The sequence below is a fragment of the Streptomyces sp. NBC_00576 genome, from assembly GCF_036345175.1.
Taxonomy (GTDB): domain Bacteria; phylum Actinomycetota; class Actinomycetes; order Streptomycetales; family Streptomycetaceae; genus Streptomyces.
The window spans coordinates 10184356-10202047 of the sequence record NZ_CP107780.1; the positions used below are offsets into that span (position 1 = coordinate 10184356).

The following is a 17692-nucleotide window of genomic DNA, read 5'->3' on the forward strand; positions in this document are numbered from 1 at the left end:
CATTCGAGGGCTCTCGAAACGCCTCAAGGAGAACCGTCACGAGCATCGCCGTGATGACGTGCGCGACAGCAGGAAACGGTATGCACGCGGACCGCTGGCTTGCCGGCCGACCCGAGGTTCCCGAACACCGACCGGCGCGGTGCCGGTGACCACTGGGCGACCTCCGTCGTCAACCAACCCGTCCACTGACTGTTGGCACGGCTTCTCCTGCCCGACAGTTCCGTCGCGGCGGCGAGCACCTCCGGGGCACGAGCCTCGCGCTGAACGCGCCTCCTCTTCCTAGGTAAAGGATCTCCAGGGACCCCTGGCCGGGGGCCGGTGGTCACAGCACTCCTTCCTCCCGAGCAGGGCGGCCTGCCGGGTGTCTACACTCACTTGAGATGTGGTGAACTCATGGGAGGAGTCGGGATGCCGCGAAACCGCCAGCAGATCCCCCGGGAGGAGCGCACGGGTGATCTGCTAGCCGCGGCCACCGAGCTCTTTCTCTCGAAGGGTTACGCCAAGACCACGATGGCGGACATCAGTTCCGCCGCAGGCGTGGCCAGGGGCAACGTCTACTGGTACTTCGACTCCAAGGACCACATCTTCGCCGCCGTCATGAACCGCATGCTCAGTCGCGAGATCCGCATCCTCAACGAGGAACAGGCCGGTGCCGACCCACTGAGCCGCCTGGTGCGCGGACTGTCCGACATGCGCTATTCCCGGCCGCTGCACCAGGCCATGCACGACCGGCTTCCTCATTCGGAGGCAGTCCGCGAGGCCCACAACACCTTCCTGAACTGGATCGTGGGACTGGTCGACGAGCTCATGGCCGAGCACGGCCTCGATCACGCCCCCGGCGTCGATGTCGCGCTCGTCCGCGATGTCGCGGTGGCCGTGTTCGAAGGGGCGAACGTGCCCAACGACCGGAACAGGCCGGCCCACGAGATGATCCGGTTCCTGATGGAGTCCGCCCTGGCCAGGAGTTCGGGGGCCAAGGGGCGGGAGCGCTGAGAGCGGTACCTCAGGCGAGGTGAGTACCGGCTCCCGCTGATACCACCCGCGCCGCACCGGCCGCTTTCGCTTCCGGAAGCGGGACCGTCGCCCCGCGCAGTATGTCGAGCACGGCGACGGGATCCTCGGAAGCCTGCCGGCCTCGCCAGCCGACGTGACCGTCCGGGCGGACGAGCACCAGCGGCCGCTCGTACAGCTCCGCGGCGGCCGGGTCGGCGAGACGCAGCACCGTCAACGGGACACCACACCGGCGCGCGGCCTTCACCAGAGGCGTCGGGTCCGCGGAACCCGACACCACAAGCGTGAACCCGCGCCCGAAGTGGTCGAGCACCGAGCTGCCGTCGGGCAGCCAGACGTGCGGTGCGCGGCAGCCGGGCCACGTCGATGGTACGTACTCGTCCGGCTCGTCGGGCGGTTCCGGACTGCCGTCCGGCACGCAGATCGGGGAGCCGCTGTAGCGGTATCCGAGCTGGACGCCCGTGCAGCGGAACTCCTTGGCCCGAGACCGGCGGATCTCCTCGCCCATCTCACGCCGGACCCGTTCGCCTTCCGCGTCCGTGTGGTCGAGCACTGGGTGGGGGACGAGCTGCGCGTCGGCCCTCCAATTGCTGGAGGCTTCCGTGACGTTGCGGACGGCGATCGGCCGCCGCTCCTGCTCGTAGCTGTCCAGGAGCGCCGGGCCTCCCCATCCTTGGAGGGTCGCGGCGAGCTTCCAGCCGAGGTCCACGGCGTCACCGATCCCGGTGTTGGCGCCGAAGCCCCCCTTTGGCCACAGCAGATGCGCCGCGTCGCCCGCAAGGAACACCCGCCCCTCACGGTAGGTGCGGGCCACGACGCAGTGGCCGCTCCAGGGCTGCGCTGCGAGGATCTCCACGTCGATCGGCGCACCGACGGCCTCGCGTATCCAGGTGAGCGCGTCGTCGGGGTCGGGCTCCTCGTCCAGGTAGACCGAGAGCCGCCACTCGTCCACGCCGTTGACGACCGTGATGTACGGCCTGCGCGCTGACGACAGTGTGTGGATCTGCACCGCGGGGCCGCTCAGCCGCTCCCGCAGCAGGTCCAGAAGCTGCGGCGCACGGAAGTGCACAGCGAAGTTGTGACCCTGGGCGAACATGCCCTCGAACGCGATACCGAGCGCCCGACGTACGCCGCTGCGGCCTCCGTCGCAGGCCACCAGGTACGTGCCGGCCAGCGTCTCGGTGGCACCGCTCGCCACGTCGCGCACCACGGCCACGACACCCTTGGAGTCCTGTTCCATCGTCTCCAGGCGGGTGCCGTATCTGATCTCGACCCCTGGCAGTTCACCGGCCGTACGTGCGAGCAACGGCACGAAGGAGAACTTGGACAGGAACGCGGGACCCTCCGGCGTCAGCGGAGAGTACACGCCCGAAGACCGGTTGGTGACCCCGTAGTCGAAGTCGGTGAGGACGCGTCCCGTGGCGGAGGTCGCGAACACCGTGCGGTGCGGGTAGTCCGGGGGCGGTGCCGACTCGGTGCGTGCCTCTTCCGCGCAACCCCAGCGGCGCAGGTGTTCCATGGTGCGCGAAAAGATCGCCTCGCCTGCTGGAAAGGGCACGCGGCCGTCGCCCTGATCGATCACGGTGACCGGTACACCACGCCACCCCAACTCGGTCGCGAGGGCGAGGCCCACAGGCCCCGCTCCCACGACCAGGACGCGCCGAGATCCGGCACTCTCGTGCTGGTCAGACATAGATGATCTGCCTTCCTGAGCAAGGGTCGGACCGCTCATGGCCCCACCTCTTGAACCGGGGTCAGAATCGCACGCGCATGCCGCTGTATGGAAGACCTGGAAAAACACAGGACTTTTGGCCGATCGTGTGCGGTGCTACGCTCATCTCGGGTTCAAGAGACAGGAACGTCATGGTGACTCCTGCTGATCAAGACGATGCCGGGAGCCACTGCCTGGCTCTGGGTGACGTGCAGAAGGGCCGCATCCCCGGCCGGGCAGCCGATGTCACCGCCGCCAAGAGTTTCGACACCTTCACGCCCATGGGGCCCGCCCTGGTCACCCTCGACGAATTCACCGACCCCGACGACCTGCGCCTGCGCACCTGGGTCGACGACGAGCTGCGCCAGGACGCACGCACCTCGCAGCTCATCCACCCTGTTCCAGCACTGGTCTCCTATCTGTCTCGCCAGACGGCCCTTGAACCCGGCGACGTGATCACCACCGGAACCCCGGCCGACGTCGGCCACAAGCAGGGACTCTTCCTGCGGTCCGGCACCGAGGTGCGCATCGAGATCGAAGACATCGGCGCCCTTGTCAACACCTGCGCCTGATCGACCGGGCGCGTCGGGGCGGCGTTCCAGCCGGAGGAACGGCGCCCTCACCACACGATTCCGGCAGCCTACGGAGGACATGACGACATGAGTACAGACGCCAAGAACAGCTTCGGCGGCGGAGACCCGTGGGGGTACATCCAGTCGTGGGACGAGGAGCGTTTCGGTCCGGAGGTCCACGACGTCGAGCAGCGGGTGAAATGGGAAATGGCCATGGCCATCGCCGGTGGCCTGCCGTACATCTGGCAGGAGCTGGCCCGGCCGATCTCCGAAATCGTCTACGGTCTCCTCGAACTCCGTGCCGGAGACCGGGTTCTGCTCATCGGTGAGGGCATCGCTCCCGCCGGGTGGGTCGAGGACATGCGGGCCCTGGTGGGACCCGAGGGCGTCATCGACACCGTGGAGATCATCAAGGACGGACGAAACGCCGTCCTGGGCAAGATTCCCGGCCGGAACGGCCAGGTCGGCTGCTGGCGCTGGTCGTACACGGACTCGGTGGACGACGAGGCGTACGACTGTGTCGCCGTGCTGCAGGCGACACAGCACTGTGACGACTGGCACGAGACGGCCGCGGACCTGCTGCGGGTGATGAAGCCCGGCCGACGCATCGTGCTGGCCGAAGCGGTCTTGAAGGGAGCGACGTTCTACTCCCGTATCGACTCCGACGTCCACCTTCGGCAGTGGTTCGACAAACTCTTCGGGCACGTCCCCGCGGACGACATCCCCTACTACTCCGGAGAGCAGATCCGCGAGGCGTTCGGGGACAAGGTCGACAGCCCTCAGCTGATGGAATGGAAGGGCATCGAGATGTACTGGGGCCGAAAGAGGTGAGCACTGCCGTGGGCTTCAGGCAACAGGCTGCGGCACACATTCCCTCCCCCTCACCCGAGTCGATCCTCTCATTCACCCAAGGACAAGGAGGTCCCGTGAGCGTCGTCGAAGACGTCATGGTCTTGGGCTCCGACCATCCGTTGCGCAGTGTCGTCCGCGACGAGCACTTGCTGCTCTCGCCGCCGCATCCCCCGAAGGTGCCGGTCAAGCTGTGGGGGGAGCACCCGCCGCTGACCGTGGTGCACTACCCGCAGCAGTACGAGTCGGAGGCATTCGCACCGCCGCGCGGTGTCTACGAGAACGACGAGATCCGTGTCGAGTGGCAGAAACTCGACGGCCGGCAGCCGTTCTATCACCGCAACTGCGACGTCGACGAGATCTCCTACCAGATCGGCGGCGAGCGGACCCTGATGTCCGAGCTCGGTGTGATCGAGTTCGGGCAAGGTGAGTTCTCCCGTATCCCGCGCGGAGTTGCCCACGACAACTACGGCCGTGAGGACAGCCACCTGCTGTTCTACATTCCCGCGCCGGTCACCGAACTGGCGCCGGCCAAGCGGGAGTCCGGGGCGGTGTTCCCGCCGTTTCCCGGCTGGCAGCCCGGCGATGCCAACGAGGCGATCACTCAGTGCATGGCCGCAGCCGGCCACGACATCACCGTCTTCAGGGTCGACGAACAGCGCCTGCTCGAGCAGGTGCACCACGAGGACCGGCGGATGGCGGTGCTGGAGGCCGATCCCGGTCAGGAGGTCACCTGGCTGTACACGACCGATCGCACCCGCCTCGGCATGGTCACCACCACCCCTGGCGGACAGCGCCGCTACCGGCGCACCCTCGACGCCGACGAGATCCAGTACCAGGCCCACGGTCACCGCACGCTGATCACCCAGCGGGGCGTCGTCGACCTCGAGCCGGGAGACTTCGTGCGCATCCCGCTCGGGATCTCCCACGCCAGCGTCGTGACCGAGCCCGGTGACTACGTCAGTCTCCTCTCGCACCAGGAACTGCTCCAGGTCGCCGAGACCACGCGTACGGCGGACGCCTACACCCCCGAACGACTCCCAAGCCTCACCGTGGAGGTCCGCTGATGGCCACGATGCTTGCCCTGCGAGCGCACTCGGGCGCCGTAACACTCGCCCTGGACGAGATACCCGTCCCCGAGCCAGGTCCGCGCGACGTGGTCGTGAAGGTCGCCTCCGCCGGCCTGGCGCCGGGCATCATGCGCCTGTTCCAGATGGGGGCGCTCAAGCATCTGCCCACCACCCTCGGCCACGAGGCCGCAGGCGTCATCTCCGCCGTCGGCCGCGACGTCACGGGCCACGCGGTCGGCGACCGGGTGCGGGTCCATCCCCTGCTGAACTGCCGTGAGTGCGACTACTGCCGTACCGACCGGGACATGATGTGCGCCCAGCAGGCCATGCTCGGCCACGCCGCCTTCGGCGATACTCGGATGCCGCTGTACGAGCAGTACCACGACGGCGGACTCGCGCAGTACGTCCGTGTCCCGCACTGGCTGATCGATTCCCTGCCGGACTCCGTCAGCTTCGACGTCGCGGCCAAGGTCCAGGATCTGGCCAACGCCGTGCGCGCACTCAAGTGCGCCGACCTTCCGGAACGGGCCACGCTCGTGGTCACCGCCGCTACCGGCACCATGGGAACCTCGACAGTCAAACTCGCGGAGCACTTCGGAGTCGCCCGTCTGATCCTCGTCGGCCGCGACGCCGAGCGCCTCCACCGCGTCGCCGGGCTCGCCGGCGGCGTACCGGCCAGTGTCGTCGCACTCGACGAACTCCCCGAGAACTGGTCGACCGACGGCACTCTCACCCGCCGGCTGCGCGAGCTGGCACCCGAGGGAGCCCATGCCGTCATCGACTTCATCCCGGAGGGTCCCGCCCTCAGCCAGACCATGGCCGGCATGGCCACCGGCGGGACACTCGTGCACATGGGGGGCAACTCCACCCCGCTGTCGCTGCCCGCCGTCGCCCTGATGATGCATTGCTGGCGCTTCGTCACCACTCGCGCGTGCACCCGCCAGGACACGACGGATGTCCTGCGGCTGCTGGAGACGGGCACCCTCACCGTCGACGAGCTCATCACCCATCGGTTCCCGCTCACCGAAGCGCTCAAGGCCATGGACGCCATGGAGCAACGTGCCGACGACCCGATGTGGATGACCGTGATCAACCCCTGACCCGACGCGCGAGCGCGCCACGGCTGAACAATCCCGTGCGCCTGTTCGCGGCGGCGCCGCGCAAGGACCGGCCGAACAAGGGCGCCGGTTGTCTGCAGATGTGAACCAGCCACCGGGATCTGCCGCTGCCTGCGCCTGATTCCTGCTCCACAGGATGGTGGTGGGCCCGGCGACGTCCGCCGAGCCCACCATCCCCACCTGACATCCGACCACCGCTGTCCTGTCGGCCCCGGGTGGTCTCGTCAGTGCCCCCCCCAGTGGTCAGGCCAGTCCGAGAAGTGCTTCGGCGTTGCCGGCCAGGATGCCCTGGGTCTCCTCTGCGCCGAGACCTGCCCGTTCGATGTAGGCGACGGTGTCGAGGTAGTGCTCGCCGCCCTGGTACGGGAAGTCGCTGCCGAGGACGAGTCGGTCCGCGCCGACCGCCTGAACGGCGGCCCGTAGTGCCGCCTGGGAACTGTGGGCGACGGTGTCGTACCACATCAGGCGTGCCGCCTGGCTCGGCGGGAGGGGCGCCTCAGGTGCCTCGAAGTGGGCAAGGTTGTCCCACCGCTCCAGCAGCATGGGCAACGCGCCGCCGAAGTGGGAGTTGAGGATGCGCACATGGGGGTAGCGCGTGACGAACCCACGGGTGATGAGCTGGGCCGCTACGACGGTGTCCTCCACGGGCGCGCCGACCATCCAGGTGAGGTGGTGGTCGTTGATCTGCGGGGAGGCGATGCCGTCGCCGGCGGGGTGGAGGTACATCACGGTGCCGCGGCGGTCGAGTTCCTGCCACACCGGTGCGAAGGCCGGGTCGGTCAGCGCTCGGCCCGCGGCCGAGGTGGTCAGCGCCACGCCCACCACTCCCGGCGCGTCGAGGACGCGGTCGAGTTCGGCCAGAGCGGCGTCGACGTGCGGCAGTGGAAGCACGACGAAGGCCAGGAATCGGTCGGGGTTGCGGTCCACCAGGGTGATGTACCGGTCGTTGATCATGCGCGCGGCTGCGGCGGCCCGATCCGGATCCGGCAGTGCGCCTGTCAGCGGCGAGGCGGAGATCACCTGCCGGTCCACACCGGCTCGGTCCATCAGGGTGAAGCGGGCCTCGAGTTCCTTGTCGGTGTCGTCGGCCCCGAGCCCGCGCTGGCCGCGGGTGGTGGTGACGCCCGAGTCGGCCAGGAAGTCCAGGTAGTCGCTGGGGTAGACGTGCGCGTGCGTGTCGATGCGCATGGAGGGGTTCCTCAATCGTCGAGGGCAGGGGGGAAGGAGGAAGGGGGAGGGAGAAGGGGGGCGGATCCTGGATTCGTTGGTGCAGGGGACAAGGAATGCCTCCTGCACCTGCCGCGGTCAGCGTCTCCACGCCTCCGACCAGTCCCGGCGTCGACCTTGAGCATCGGACTGGCCCCGCGGATTTGCAATTCACTGAACGCTACGAAGGCTTCCAGGGGGAACTCGCGCACCGGTCGGCACCTGCGGAGTCCCTGCACGAGAGCGGAGGCTGAACGGCCCCGGCCCCGTGCACCTCCCTGTATAGCAGCTGGGAGGGGTGAAACGCGGTGCCCAACCTACCGGACGATCAGTCCGGCCGGGCCGAACCGGCCGGTCAGTGGGTGGGTCCGTTGCTCGTGCTGGAGCCGCGGCGCGGCCTGCCGCGGGGTGAAGCGGTTGTGGATCGTGGACGGGACGTTGATTCCGGTCCGCGACCGGCAGGTTGGCGCCTCGTCGCGCAACTACCGGTTCTCGGCCGACGTGCAGCTCATCATCGACGCCGACAGCCGCATGGTCGTTGCGTCAGCCTGGCCGGTGACCGGGAACAAGGCTGACGCCTACGTCCGGCGCCAGTCCGATCTGCTCGCGAAGGCTGCAGGCTCGGCCGTGACAGCCGACGGGGCCTGTCTGGGCACTGGCCCCTCATCGTCCCGCACCGCAGGCGTGCCGGGGGTGAGGTGGACCTCGGCGAGTTCAGGCAACTGGGCTATGGGGCAGGGGAGTTGCGTGTCGGCATCCGGGGTGTGGAGCTGGAGGACTTCGGACCCGGGGCGGTTGCCGGTGTCGCGGACCGGGCTGCTCTCGACCTCCCCGGTTCGCTGTTTCAGGTGCCGGAAAGGCTACGGCACCTTAATCAGTATCAAGTGCTTGACTGACAGCAAGGTGCTGAACTATTTTTCCGCTATGACCAGGACCCTTGCTCTCATAACAGGTGCCTCCTCCGGAATCGGTGCTGCCTACGCCCGTCTCCTCGCGGCAGACTCGGACTTCGTCCTGGTGGCCCGCAGAGCCGACCGGCTGCAGGATCTGGCAGAGGAGCTGCGTAAGGCTGGTGCCGCTGTGGAGGTCCTGCCTGCCGATCTCGCCACCCGTGAGGGCATCACCCTGGTGGCGGAGCGGCAGAGCGCTGGAGACGTCCGCCTCCTGATCAGCAACGCCGGCGTCGGCGGCTACGCCCCGCTCATCGACATCGACGCGGCCAGGATCGACGACCTGCTCACCCTCAACGCCGCAGCGCATGTCCAGTTGATCCGTGCCGTGCTCCCCGGCATGCTCGCCGCCGGTGAGGGCACGATCGTCACCGTCGCCTCGCTGCTCGCTCTCAGCGCCGGACAGAGCGACCCGCGCATACCTCGCCGCACCATGTACGCCGCGGCCAAGGCCGCCACCGTGGCCTTCACCCGCACCCTGGGCCACGAACTCGCCGACACCGGGATCCGCACCCAGGTGGTCCTCCCCGGCCCGGTGGCCACCGAATTCGACCAGGGGGCCGGGCAGACCGTCCCCGTCGCCATGACCGCCGAGGACGTGGCGCGAGCCAGTCTCACCGGGCTCCGCCTGGGCGAGACGATCTGCGTCCCGGGTCTGGAGGACCAGTCCGCGCTACTCGACGCGCTACTCGGCGCCGAGAGCGCCGTGCTGTCCGGCGGACGCCGTTCAGAACTCGCCTCCCGCTACCGGTAGGCGCTGCCGCGGTGAGCGGACGCCGAGCCGTCAGGTCGGCAGCTCGATGCAGCTGAGTGGCCCCGGTGTTCGGCCCCATCGCCGCGCTGGACCTTCGTGGCTCCCCGGTGGCAGACCTGCGGGCTCCGCAGGGACCTGGACGGGGCGAAGCGGGCGTACGCGCCCAACGTTTGCGCTCGGAACACGTCGACAGGCGTCACCGCCGATCGGTTCGGACGGCCGGCGAGAACGGGTTGTCCCGAGCGACCGGGAGATTGTCGGAATCGGTTCTGTGAGGGACAGCACCAACTAGTGAAAGGGAGATCGATGAGCAGGTTCAACGAGCAGGAAGTCGCCTACCTGAAGGAACACGTCCTCGGTCGGCTCGCCACGACGGGTACGTCCGGCAAGCCGCATGTGGTGCCCATCAGTTACCACTTCGATCCCGAGCGCGAAGTGATCAAGATTGGGGGGCGCGTGCTGGAGGGGCGCGGACAGGAGCGGCTCTACATCCGGCACCTCAAGGTCAACCCGCAGGCGGCCTTGGTCGTCGACGACGTGGCAGAGGGGGAGACCTGGCAGCCGCGAGGGATCCTTATCAAGGGAGCAGCCGTCCTGCACACGGAGGGTGGTGAGGTGCTGGGGCCGGGTTTCGGTCCGAACTGGCTCGAGGTGGTGCCCGACTGGGTCACGTCCTGGAGCATCGATACCCCTAACTGAGTTGGCCTTTGACGTGACCGACGGGTCGCCGGTCGGCACCGTCCCCGAAGGAGGCGTTGCCGTGCTCCGCTGTCTGCCCCACGGGGCGAGCGAGATGCACCGATGTCCGCCGAACTGAAAACCGGAGAGACGACGGGAAGCGGCCCGCCTCACAGGCACGCGGTGCCGGGGCGGGCCGACGTGGCGTACGGCGGTCAGTGAACTCCCCGTCCCCACGGCCCTCGGCGGTACCGCGAAAGTCATCCACTCGACGTGTTCACGCCCTCGCAGGCGAACGGTTGTCCGGCGGACGTAGGTCAGTTGACCGGCTGGAGATCGGTCATCCGGCGCTGGAGGTCGAGGTTGAGGTCGGTGGTCGGCGGTCGGTAACTTTCCAAGCGAGCCCGAGCTTCCGCAGGCATTCAGCCGACGTCCTCTCCAAAACACCCACCTTTACCGGGACTCGGAGGCCGACCGGGTTGCCTGACCCGGCCACCTCGCGTTGTCGCCCCCGGCTTTCCGTCGCGTACGTCGGCCCCGTACGTCGGCCCCGCCTCAGGCGGTTGGCCGCTGTGCGGTCGAGCGCGGCGACGTGGTGCCTCTCGTAAGCGGCCTGTCTGGTCAACTGCTTGGGGAACTTACGGGCCGTAGGCCGTGGAGGACGGTGTCGACGATCTGTTCGGCCAGTCCGTCAGGGAGGTCGGGGTCGGGGCGTGCGAACGAGCGGATGAGCAGGGGGCCGACGAACAGGTCGATGGCCAGTTCCGCGTCGACGTCCGTACGAAGTTCCCCGTTCCTCTGACCTCGCCGGAGGATCTCCAGCCCGAGGTCGCGCCGCGGAGCGATCACGTCGGCATGGTAGGCGGCCCAGATCTTCGGGCTGCTTCTCATCTGGGCGTGCGCGTTGTGCAGGATCGCCGACGAGCGGCTGATCAGACTGCGTTGACGCAGTGATTCCAGCAGAACGACCAGGTCGTCCCGCAACGACGTCCCCGGGAGTTCGTGCTCGGCAGGCTCAGCGGCGCGCATGAGGTGGAGGAAGAGCTCCTCCTTGTCGCTCCAGCGGCGGTAGATGGCTGCCTTGCCGACGCCGGCGGTGCGGGCGATGCGCTCGACGGAGAGATCGGCCAACGGGACGCCGTCCTCGAGAAGCTTCATCACCCCCTCCAGGATGGCCTGTTCCACCGTCTCGCTGCGGGGACGACCGCGGTTGGGCCCGTGCGACGGCAGACGGCTGTCGGCACGACTCATGGGGTTCCATCCTCTCGCTCGCGGTGCGCCGACGTATGTCGCTCGGCTCGCGTGGGGATTCCGCCCCCGGAGCAACACTCACGTGTGTCTGATGACGTGCGTCCCGCGCCTTCTCATGTCAAGGGCTGGTTCAAGGTTCGGCTGTCGAGGGCAAGGGCGTCGGGATTCAGTTCCTCGACCAGACGGTAGAGCAACCGGTGAATGGTTTCCTTGTCGTCGGGAGCGAGCGGCGAGGTGGTCTCTCCTTCGATCCGCCGGGCGATGTTCGCGGCACGAGCGGCTGTCGAGTCTCCCTCGGCGGTCGCGTACAGGCGCATGCTGCGGCGGCTGGTCGGATGTGGCTCACGTCGCAGGAGTCCTCGCTCGATGAGCTGGCTCACCGCGGCTCCCATGGACTGGGCCGTGATGCCGGAACGACGCGCGATCTCCGCGGCGGACACCCCGGGCGTCCAGAGGACCTGCTGCAGAGCGTTGTGCTGAGCCAACGTGAGGTTCTCCGTGCGCAGCGCCCGCTCCAGTCGTCCGGCGATGATCTGGGAGAACTGCCAGGCGAGATATCCGGTGGTGGGGAACGCCGCGTCGGTCACGGCCGCAGTCTACGAGAGTGCGGTGTGCTGGTTGCGAGGGTGTTGCCCAAGGTTCGGTTGCCCCTTGCTGTCCTGCGGGTCGCCCGCGGGAATGGCGCTCGGCACGGCGCCAGGTCAGTTGACGGCCGCGCGGCGTGACCCGAGGGCATCACGCCAGTAGAGAACCGCAGCGGCAACCAGGATCCACGCCGCCAGGACGACGACGCCGGCGGTGAGACCGTCGTTGTTGAAGTGGGACAAGCCCTGGACGGCTCGTACGCCGACTCCCACCGGGAGGATCTCCGAGAACGGATGCAGCCAGTCCGGCAGGTAGGCGGTGGGCAGCGTGCCGCCGCTCGTGCTGTTGCCGAAGGTGAAGAGGACCACGGCGGCCAGCGACATCCCGGCCCTGCCGAAGACGCGCATGAACGCCATGGTCGCGCTGCCGACGGCTGCGGCCATCAGCGCGATGACCCCCGCGATGCCCAGGAAGGGTCCTGGCAGTGCCGCGAAGCCCAGGCTTCCGGCTATCACGGCCACCAGGACGCCGGCGAGGACGCTGAAGGAGGCCAGGCTGGCCAGCCTCCACCGGTACTCCAGCTGGGGGGCCATCTGGTACGTCATCATGCCGAACAGGAACCCGGCCAGGACGACGCCGAACCCGGCGTAGAACACCGACATACCGCGGGTGTCGCCCGCCGAAGCCGGGACGACGTCCCGCACGTCCAGCCGGTCACCGCTCGCCTTGGCGACACCGGAGAAGGCGCCGGTGACCGTCGAGGTCACCGAGGGGCCGTTGGCTCCGGCGTAGAGCAGTTCGGCGGACTTTGCGGGGCCGGTGACGTAGGCGGCGTACACCTTTCGGTCCTGCAGCGCGTGGCGAGCCGCATTCTCGTCGGCGTAGCGCTTCACCTCGAATCCGCCGGGCTGCCCGAGTTCCAGCCCACCGGTGATCTGCTCGAGTTGCTGGGTCGTCCCGACGACGGCGACCGCAAGGTCGTGAGGCCGCGGGGCGTGAAAGGCGGCCAGGAACACGCTGACAAAGATCGAGCCGATGGCCAGCACGATCGCGACCGGGAGCAGAACCCCCCTGACCCCAGTGGCGCCCTGCGGCGCTGGGGCGCTGTCCATCGCGTGGTGATGGGGTGTGTGACGCGGCTCGACGGAAGCAGCGGGTGATGTGGACATGAGAGAGGACTCTCCATCTCTGATAGTAAGGTGCCTGATAGTTCTATCATAGAAATATCAGGCACCTTACTATTGGAGTCGCTCATGAGCCGCACTCACGCAGATCCGTCCATGCGCACGGGCTACCTGGCATGGCAGATGGTGCATGTGATGGGAACGCGTCTGGAGAGGGCGCTGCGTTCGCTCGACCTCACAACCGCGCAGCACAACGCGCTGCAGCACGTCGTCTGGACGCCCGGTATCTCCACGGCGAAGGTCGCGCGGCGGACCGGCTTCACTCCCCAGTCCATGGGGGCCGCTGTCAACGCACTGGTGGACCGTGGCCTGATGGCCCGTCATGACCACCCTTCGAACCGTAGGACCGTCCAGTTGACCGCCACGGACAGCGGCGCGAAGCTCGCCGATCGGGCGCGGGAGGTGGTGGAGCGGCTCGACATGGAAGCGCTCGCGGTCCTCGACTCCGCCGAGCAGGTAGTCATTCATTCCCTGCTGCTCCGTGTGCTCGCCGAGCTCAATCACGATGCCTTGCCGTTCGTGCGTACTGGTGTCGGAGAGTGGCGCGAGTGTAAAGATGCTTGATGCAACAACAGTTGCTTGATGGTTATCCAAGGTGAATGCTTGGCACGGCAGCTCGCGCCGCTCCGCCGGTCTTGCCGGGTTGCACCGGGGCAGTCGACGTTCCTCCCGGGCCTGAGGGGCCAGTGGTGAGCAGTTGCCTGCCTGGGGCAACGGGCGCGACGCCCGTGAGCGGCAGGGCCATCGGTACGCCACTGGCAACCACCCGCGCCACCAATGAGGGAGAGCGGACATGTCCACCGAACGTCCCTTCCAAGCTGTGACAACCCCTGGCGAGTCCCCGACGCCGCCCAGCCGGCGTACCTTCATCGCCACGACCACCGCTGCCGGAGGAGCCGCGATGGCCGGCGGCCTGGTCGCGGGGCCGCCCGCGCTCGCCGCCGACGAATCGGTGGCCACCGAGGCACCGCCCGGCAGCCGTGTCTCGTTGACGGTCAATGGCGTCCGGCGCACCGTCACGATCGACAACCGCACCTCGCTGCTGGATCTACTGCGCGAGCATCTCGACCTGACCGGTTCGAAGAAGGGCTGCAACGCCGGTGCCTGCGGTGCCTGTACGGTCCTGGTCGACGGACGCCGGGTCAATTCCTGTCTGACACTGGCGGTGCGCCTGGAGGGCGCCGAGGTCACCACGATCGAGGGCCTGGCCAAGGGCGACCGGCTTCACCCCCTGCAACAGGCGTTCATCGACCAGGATGCCTTCCAGTGCGGCTTCTGCACCTCGGGGCAGATCGTGTCCGGCGTCGGGTGCATCCAGGAGGGTCACGCCGGCTCCACGGAGGAGATCCGGGAGTGGATGAGCGGCAACCTCTGCCGCTGCGGCTGCTACGTGAAGATCGAGCGGGCGGTCGAGCAGGCCGTCGGCCGGAAGTGAGGGCGGAACCCCGATGCATCCCTTCACCTACACCAAGGTCACGAACACGCGTGAGGCTCTCGACGCGGGTCTGCGCGGCGGGCGTTACATCGCCGGCGGTACCACGCTCGTCGACCTGATGCGGGAGACCGTCGAACGCCCCGGCTCGCTGGTCGACATCAGAGCCCTGCCGCTGCGCGAGGTCACCGTCACCAACAGCGGGGGCCTGCGCATCGGCGCCCTGGTCAGCATGGCCGAGGCCGCTGCCCACACCGCGGTGCGTGCCGCCTACCCGGTTGTCTCGCAGGCGCTGGAGCTGAGCGCGTCGGCACAGCTGCGGAACATGGCGACCATCGGCGGCAACATCATGCAGCGCACCCGGTGCACGTACTTCCGTGACGTGAGCGCCGCCTGCAACAAGCGCGACCCGGGCTCCGGTTGCGCGGCGCGGGACGGATTCAACCGCACCCACGCGGTCCTTGGCACTTCCGACCACTGCGTGGCCACGCACCCCTCCGACGTCGCCGTGGCCTTCGCGGCACTGGAGGCGACCGTGCACCTGCTGGGCCCGGACGGCGAACGCACGGTGCCCTTCGCCGACTTCCTCCTCCAGCCGGGCAGCACCCCGAATCGCGAACAGGCCCTCAAACGAGGCGAGTTGATCACCACTGTGGAGATCCCGGCCCACCCGCGCCCGCTGAAGTCCGGTTACCTGAAAGTGCGCGACCGGCAGTCCTACGAGTTCGCGCTCACCTCGGCGGCGGTCGCGCTGCACATCCGCGGCGGCGTCATCCGTGAGGCGAAGGTCGCCGCCGGCGGGGTGGGCACCGTGCCGTGGAAGCTGCCCGCCGTCGAGCGCCACCTCATCGGCGAACGCCCCTCCGACCGACTGTGGGCCGAGGCCGCCGAGCACGCGGCCGACGGGGCGCGCCCCCTCGCCCACAACGGCTTCAAGCCCGATCTGCTCAAACGCACCGTCGAACGCCAGTTGCGCACCGTGGGAGGCGCCAAATGAGCCAGCCACAGGCAGCAGTCGGTGCGGCGGTGCCCAGGGTCGACGCACGGCTGAGGGTGACCGGGCAAGCGAAGTACGCCGCCGACAACAGTCCCGACGGGGTTGTGCACGCGGTCATCGTGGAAAGCAGCATCGGGCGGGGCCGGATCACCGGCATCGACACCCGCGCCGCCGAAGCCGAGCCAGGCGTCCTCAAGGTGATCAGCCACCTCAACGCGCCCAAGCTGCCGCCCGTGGAAGGGCGGTTCCCGCCGGGCAAGCCGCTGCGCGCCTTTCAGGACGACCGGGTCCAGTTCTTCGGACAGCCCGTCGCGGTCGCGGTGGCGGCCACGCTGGAGATCGCACAGCACGCCGCGAGTCTGGTGAAGGTCTCCTACGCCGCCGAGACCTCCTCGACCGACCTGAGCGTCGCCGACGCCGCCGGAGAAACCCAGACCTATGCACGCGGCGACGCCGACCGGGCCCTGGACTCCGCCCCCGTCCGGCTGGAGACGACGTACCGGACGGCCCGCAACCACCACAACCCGATGGAACCGGCCGGCATCGTCGCTCACTGGGACGGCGACCGGCTGACCGTCTGGGAGAAGACCCAGTACGTGCAAGGCACCGTGTTCACCTTGTCCGGCGAGTTCGGTATCCCTCCGGACAACATCCGCGTCATCTCGCCGTTCGTCGGCGGAGCCTTCGGCAACGCCGCCCGTGCCTGGGTGCACTCCGTCATCGCGGCCATGGCCGCACGCGAAGTGAAACGCCCCGTGAAACTCGTCCTCACCCGCAGGCAGATGTACTTCACCGTGGGATACCGGCCCGCATACGAGTACGGACTGCGCCTGGGCGCCGACCGACGGGGCCGCCTGACCGCGTCGACGCACGACGTCCGCGCCGAGTCCTCCCGCTACGAGACGTACAGCGAAAGCGTTCTCGTCCCCGGCCAGATGCTCTACAGCACGCCCAACGTCCGCCAGGCGTATGACCACGTCCCGCTGGACGTGAGCACGCCGTGGTTCATGCGCGGCCCCGGCTACGCCAGCGGCGCCTACCCCGTCGAGTCGGCCATGGACGAACTCGCCCATGAACTGGGTGTGGACCCGATCGAGCTGCGCCTGCGCAACGAACCGGCCGACGACGAGTCCAGCGGCCTGCCGTTCTCCACCCGCCGCCTGCGCGAGTGCTACCGCACGGGCGCCCGTGAGTTCGGCTGGCACCGGCGCAACCCCAAGCCGCGCTCGACGCGTGACGGTGACTGGCTCATCGGCATGGGCATGGCCGCCGGCGTCTACGACACCATGCGCAGCCGGGCCCAGGCCTCGGTCCGGCTGGATGCCGACGGCACCGCCCTGGTGCAGTCCTCGACCAGCGACATGGGCCCCGGCACGGCCACGTCCATGTCCCAGGTCGCCGCCGACGCCCTCGGCCTGACCATGCGTCAGGTGACCTTCCGGCTCGGCGACTCCCTCCTGCCCCCGGCCCCCGTCCACGCCGGCTCGCAGACCATGGCCAGTGTCGGCTCCGCCGTCCAGGACGGCTGCGACAAGCTGCGGGGGCAGGCGATCACGCTCGCGGTCGACGACGAGGGGTCACCGCTGCACGGCGCCGACGCCGCCGATATCGTCGTACGAGGCGGTCGGCTGTACGTGAAGGGCGACCCCGCACGCGGGGAGACGTACCAGCGGCTCCTGGCGCGCAACGGCCGCACCCATCTCGAAGTGCTCGGTTCGTACGCCGGGGCGCCGGAACCAGAGAGGTTCTCCCTCTATGCCTACGCCGCGATCTTCGCCGAGGTGGCCGTCGACGCCCGTCTCGGCCTGGTACGGGTCCGGCGCATGCTCGGCGTCTACGACGCTGCCCGGATCGTCAACCCGCGACTCGCCGACAGTCAGGCCATCGGAGCCATGACCGGCGGGATCGGTCAGGCCCTCCTTGAGCACACGGTCACCGACCACCGCGACGGCAGGATCGTCAACGCCAACCTCGCCGACTACCTGGTGCCGACCCACGCCGACATGCCCGACCTGAAGGCGATCTTCATCGACGGGGAGGATTACGAAGCCGACCCCATCGGCGTCAAGGGGCTCGGGGAGGTCGTCATCGTCGGAGTGGCGCCCGCCATCGCCAACGCGGTGTTCAACGCCACCGGCCGCCGCATCCGCCAACTGCCCATCACCGCCGAAGCACTGCTCTGAGCCCCCGGGTGGCCGGTGTGCCCACCCGGTCACCTGGACCGTCCGGCGGCAGGACGCCACGCCGCCGGGCACCAGGGCCGTCGCCGCGGTTTCCTCCCCTAGGGCGCGGCGACGGCCCGCCGAGTCCCCCCACCTCACGGA

16 protein-coding genes and 1 pseudogene are annotated in these 17692 nt (G+C 68.7%); 12 read left to right on the forward strand and 5 right to left on the reverse strand.

The genetic code is table 11. The features are described from left to right. Positions 1-408 precede the first annotated feature (408 nt). Complete coding sequence (locus OG734_RS44300) at positions 409-993, forward strand: TetR/AcrR family transcriptional regulator (RefSeq protein ID WP_330293031.1); 585 nt, start codon at positions 409-411, stop codon at positions 991-993. A 10-nt stretch (positions 994-1003) separates the two neighbouring features. Here the strand turns inward: OG734_RS44300 and OG734_RS44305 are convergent, their stop codons facing one another. After that, complete coding sequence (locus OG734_RS44305; protein WP_330293032.1) at positions 1004-2704, reverse strand: FAD-dependent monooxygenase; 1701 nt, start codon at positions 2702-2704, stop codon at positions 1004-1006. Between the two features lie 170 nt (positions 2705-2874). Here OG734_RS44305 and OG734_RS44310 point away from each other — a divergent pair, with 170 nt between their 5' ends. The 4 genes from OG734_RS44310 to OG734_RS44325 all read left to right on the forward strand — a co-directional run bounded on the left by OG734_RS44310 (position 2875) and on the right by OG734_RS44325 (position 6313). Next, a complete protein-coding gene (locus tag OG734_RS44310) occupies positions 2875-3294 on the forward strand; it encodes a fumarylacetoacetate hydrolase family protein (protein WP_330293033.1) in 420 nt (139 codons plus the stop codon). A gap of 87 nt (positions 3295-3381) precedes the next feature. Then, positions 3382-4125: a hypothetical protein gene (locus tag OG734_RS44315; protein ID WP_330293034.1), complete on the forward strand. Its 744-nt coding sequence runs from the start codon at positions 3382-3384 to the stop codon at positions 4123-4125. 95 nt (positions 4126-4220) lie between these two features. After that, the gene (locus OG734_RS44320) at positions 4221-5210 is read left to right on the forward strand and encodes a hypothetical protein (RefSeq protein ID WP_330293035.1); all 990 of its coding nucleotides are present in this window, start codon (positions 4221-4223) and stop codon (positions 5208-5210) included. Next, entirely contained in the window at positions 5210-6313 is a 1104-nt protein-coding gene (locus OG734_RS44325; protein WP_330293036.1) for an alcohol dehydrogenase catalytic domain-containing protein, read from the forward strand. The genes OG734_RS44320 and OG734_RS44325 overlap by 1 nt, the downstream gene beginning before the upstream one ends. Before the next feature lie 261 nt (positions 6314-6574). On the opposite strand, the gene OG734_RS44330 is transcribed toward OG734_RS44325, so the two are convergent. Continuing rightward, complete coding sequence (locus tag OG734_RS44330) at positions 6575-7519, reverse strand: amidohydrolase family protein (protein ID WP_330293037.1); 945 nt, start codon at positions 7517-7519, stop codon at positions 6575-6577. A gap of 386 nt (positions 7520-7905) precedes the next feature. On the opposite strand from OG734_RS44330, the pseudogene OG734_RS48200 reads away from it, so the two are divergent. From OG734_RS48200 to OG734_RS44340, 3 genes and pseudogenes are all read left to right on the forward strand, one after another. Beyond that, positions 7906-8229: pseudogene (locus OG734_RS48200) on the forward strand (IS5/IS1182 family transposase); the annotation flags it as partial. A gap of 232 nt (positions 8230-8461) precedes the next feature. Further along, positions 8462-9241 (forward strand): SDR family NAD(P)-dependent oxidoreductase, encoded by a 780-nt coding sequence (locus OG734_RS44335; protein WP_330293038.1) that lies wholly within the window; start codon positions 8462-8464, stop codon positions 9239-9241. Between the two features lie 306 nt (positions 9242-9547). Then, positions 9548-9940, forward strand: a complete 393-nt coding sequence (locus OG734_RS44340; protein ID WP_330293039.1) for a pyridoxamine 5'-phosphate oxidase family protein — start codon at positions 9548-9550, stop codon at positions 9938-9940. 600 nt (positions 9941-10540) lie between these two features. On the opposite strand, the gene OG734_RS44345 is transcribed toward OG734_RS44340, so the two are convergent. The 3 genes from OG734_RS44345 to OG734_RS44355 all read right to left on the reverse strand — a co-directional run bounded on the left by OG734_RS44345 (position 10541) and on the right by OG734_RS44355 (position 12924). Next, on the reverse strand, positions 10541-11170 hold the full coding sequence (locus OG734_RS44345) for a TetR/AcrR family transcriptional regulator (protein WP_330293040.1): 630 nt from the start codon (positions 11168-11170) through the stop codon (positions 10541-10543). Between the two features lie 113 nt (positions 11171-11283). Next, positions 11284-11757: a MarR family winged helix-turn-helix transcriptional regulator gene (locus OG734_RS44350; RefSeq protein WP_330293041.1), complete on the reverse strand. Its 474-nt coding sequence runs from the start codon at positions 11755-11757 to the stop codon at positions 11284-11286. A gap of 114 nt (positions 11758-11871) precedes the next feature. Next, a complete protein-coding gene (locus OG734_RS44355; protein ID WP_330293042.1) occupies positions 11872-12924 on the reverse strand; it encodes an ABC transporter permease in 1053 nt (350 codons plus the stop codon). An 84-nt stretch (positions 12925-13008) separates the two neighbouring features. Between OG734_RS44355 and OG734_RS44360 the strand changes: the two genes are divergently transcribed. The 4 genes from OG734_RS44360 (at position 13009) to OG734_RS44375 (ending at position 17551) form a co-directional block, all read left to right on the forward strand. Further along, positions 13009-13503, forward strand: a complete 495-nt coding sequence (locus OG734_RS44360) for a MarR family winged helix-turn-helix transcriptional regulator (protein WP_330293043.1) — start codon at positions 13009-13011, stop codon at positions 13501-13503. Between the two features lie 229 nt (positions 13504-13732). Beyond that, positions 13733-14374: a (2Fe-2S)-binding protein gene (locus tag OG734_RS44365; protein ID WP_330293044.1), complete on the forward strand. Its 642-nt coding sequence runs from the start codon at positions 13733-13735 to the stop codon at positions 14372-14374. A 13-nt stretch (positions 14375-14387) separates the two neighbouring features. Next, positions 14388-15368, forward strand: a complete 981-nt coding sequence (locus OG734_RS44370) for an FAD binding domain-containing protein (RefSeq protein WP_330293045.1) — start codon at positions 14388-14390, stop codon at positions 15366-15368. After that, on the forward strand, positions 15365-17551 hold the full coding sequence (locus tag OG734_RS44375) for a xanthine dehydrogenase family protein molybdopterin-binding subunit (protein WP_330293046.1): 2187 nt from the start codon (positions 15365-15367) through the stop codon (positions 17549-17551). The genes OG734_RS44370 and OG734_RS44375 overlap by 4 nt, the downstream gene beginning before the upstream one ends. Positions 17552-17692: the final 141 nt, after the last annotated feature.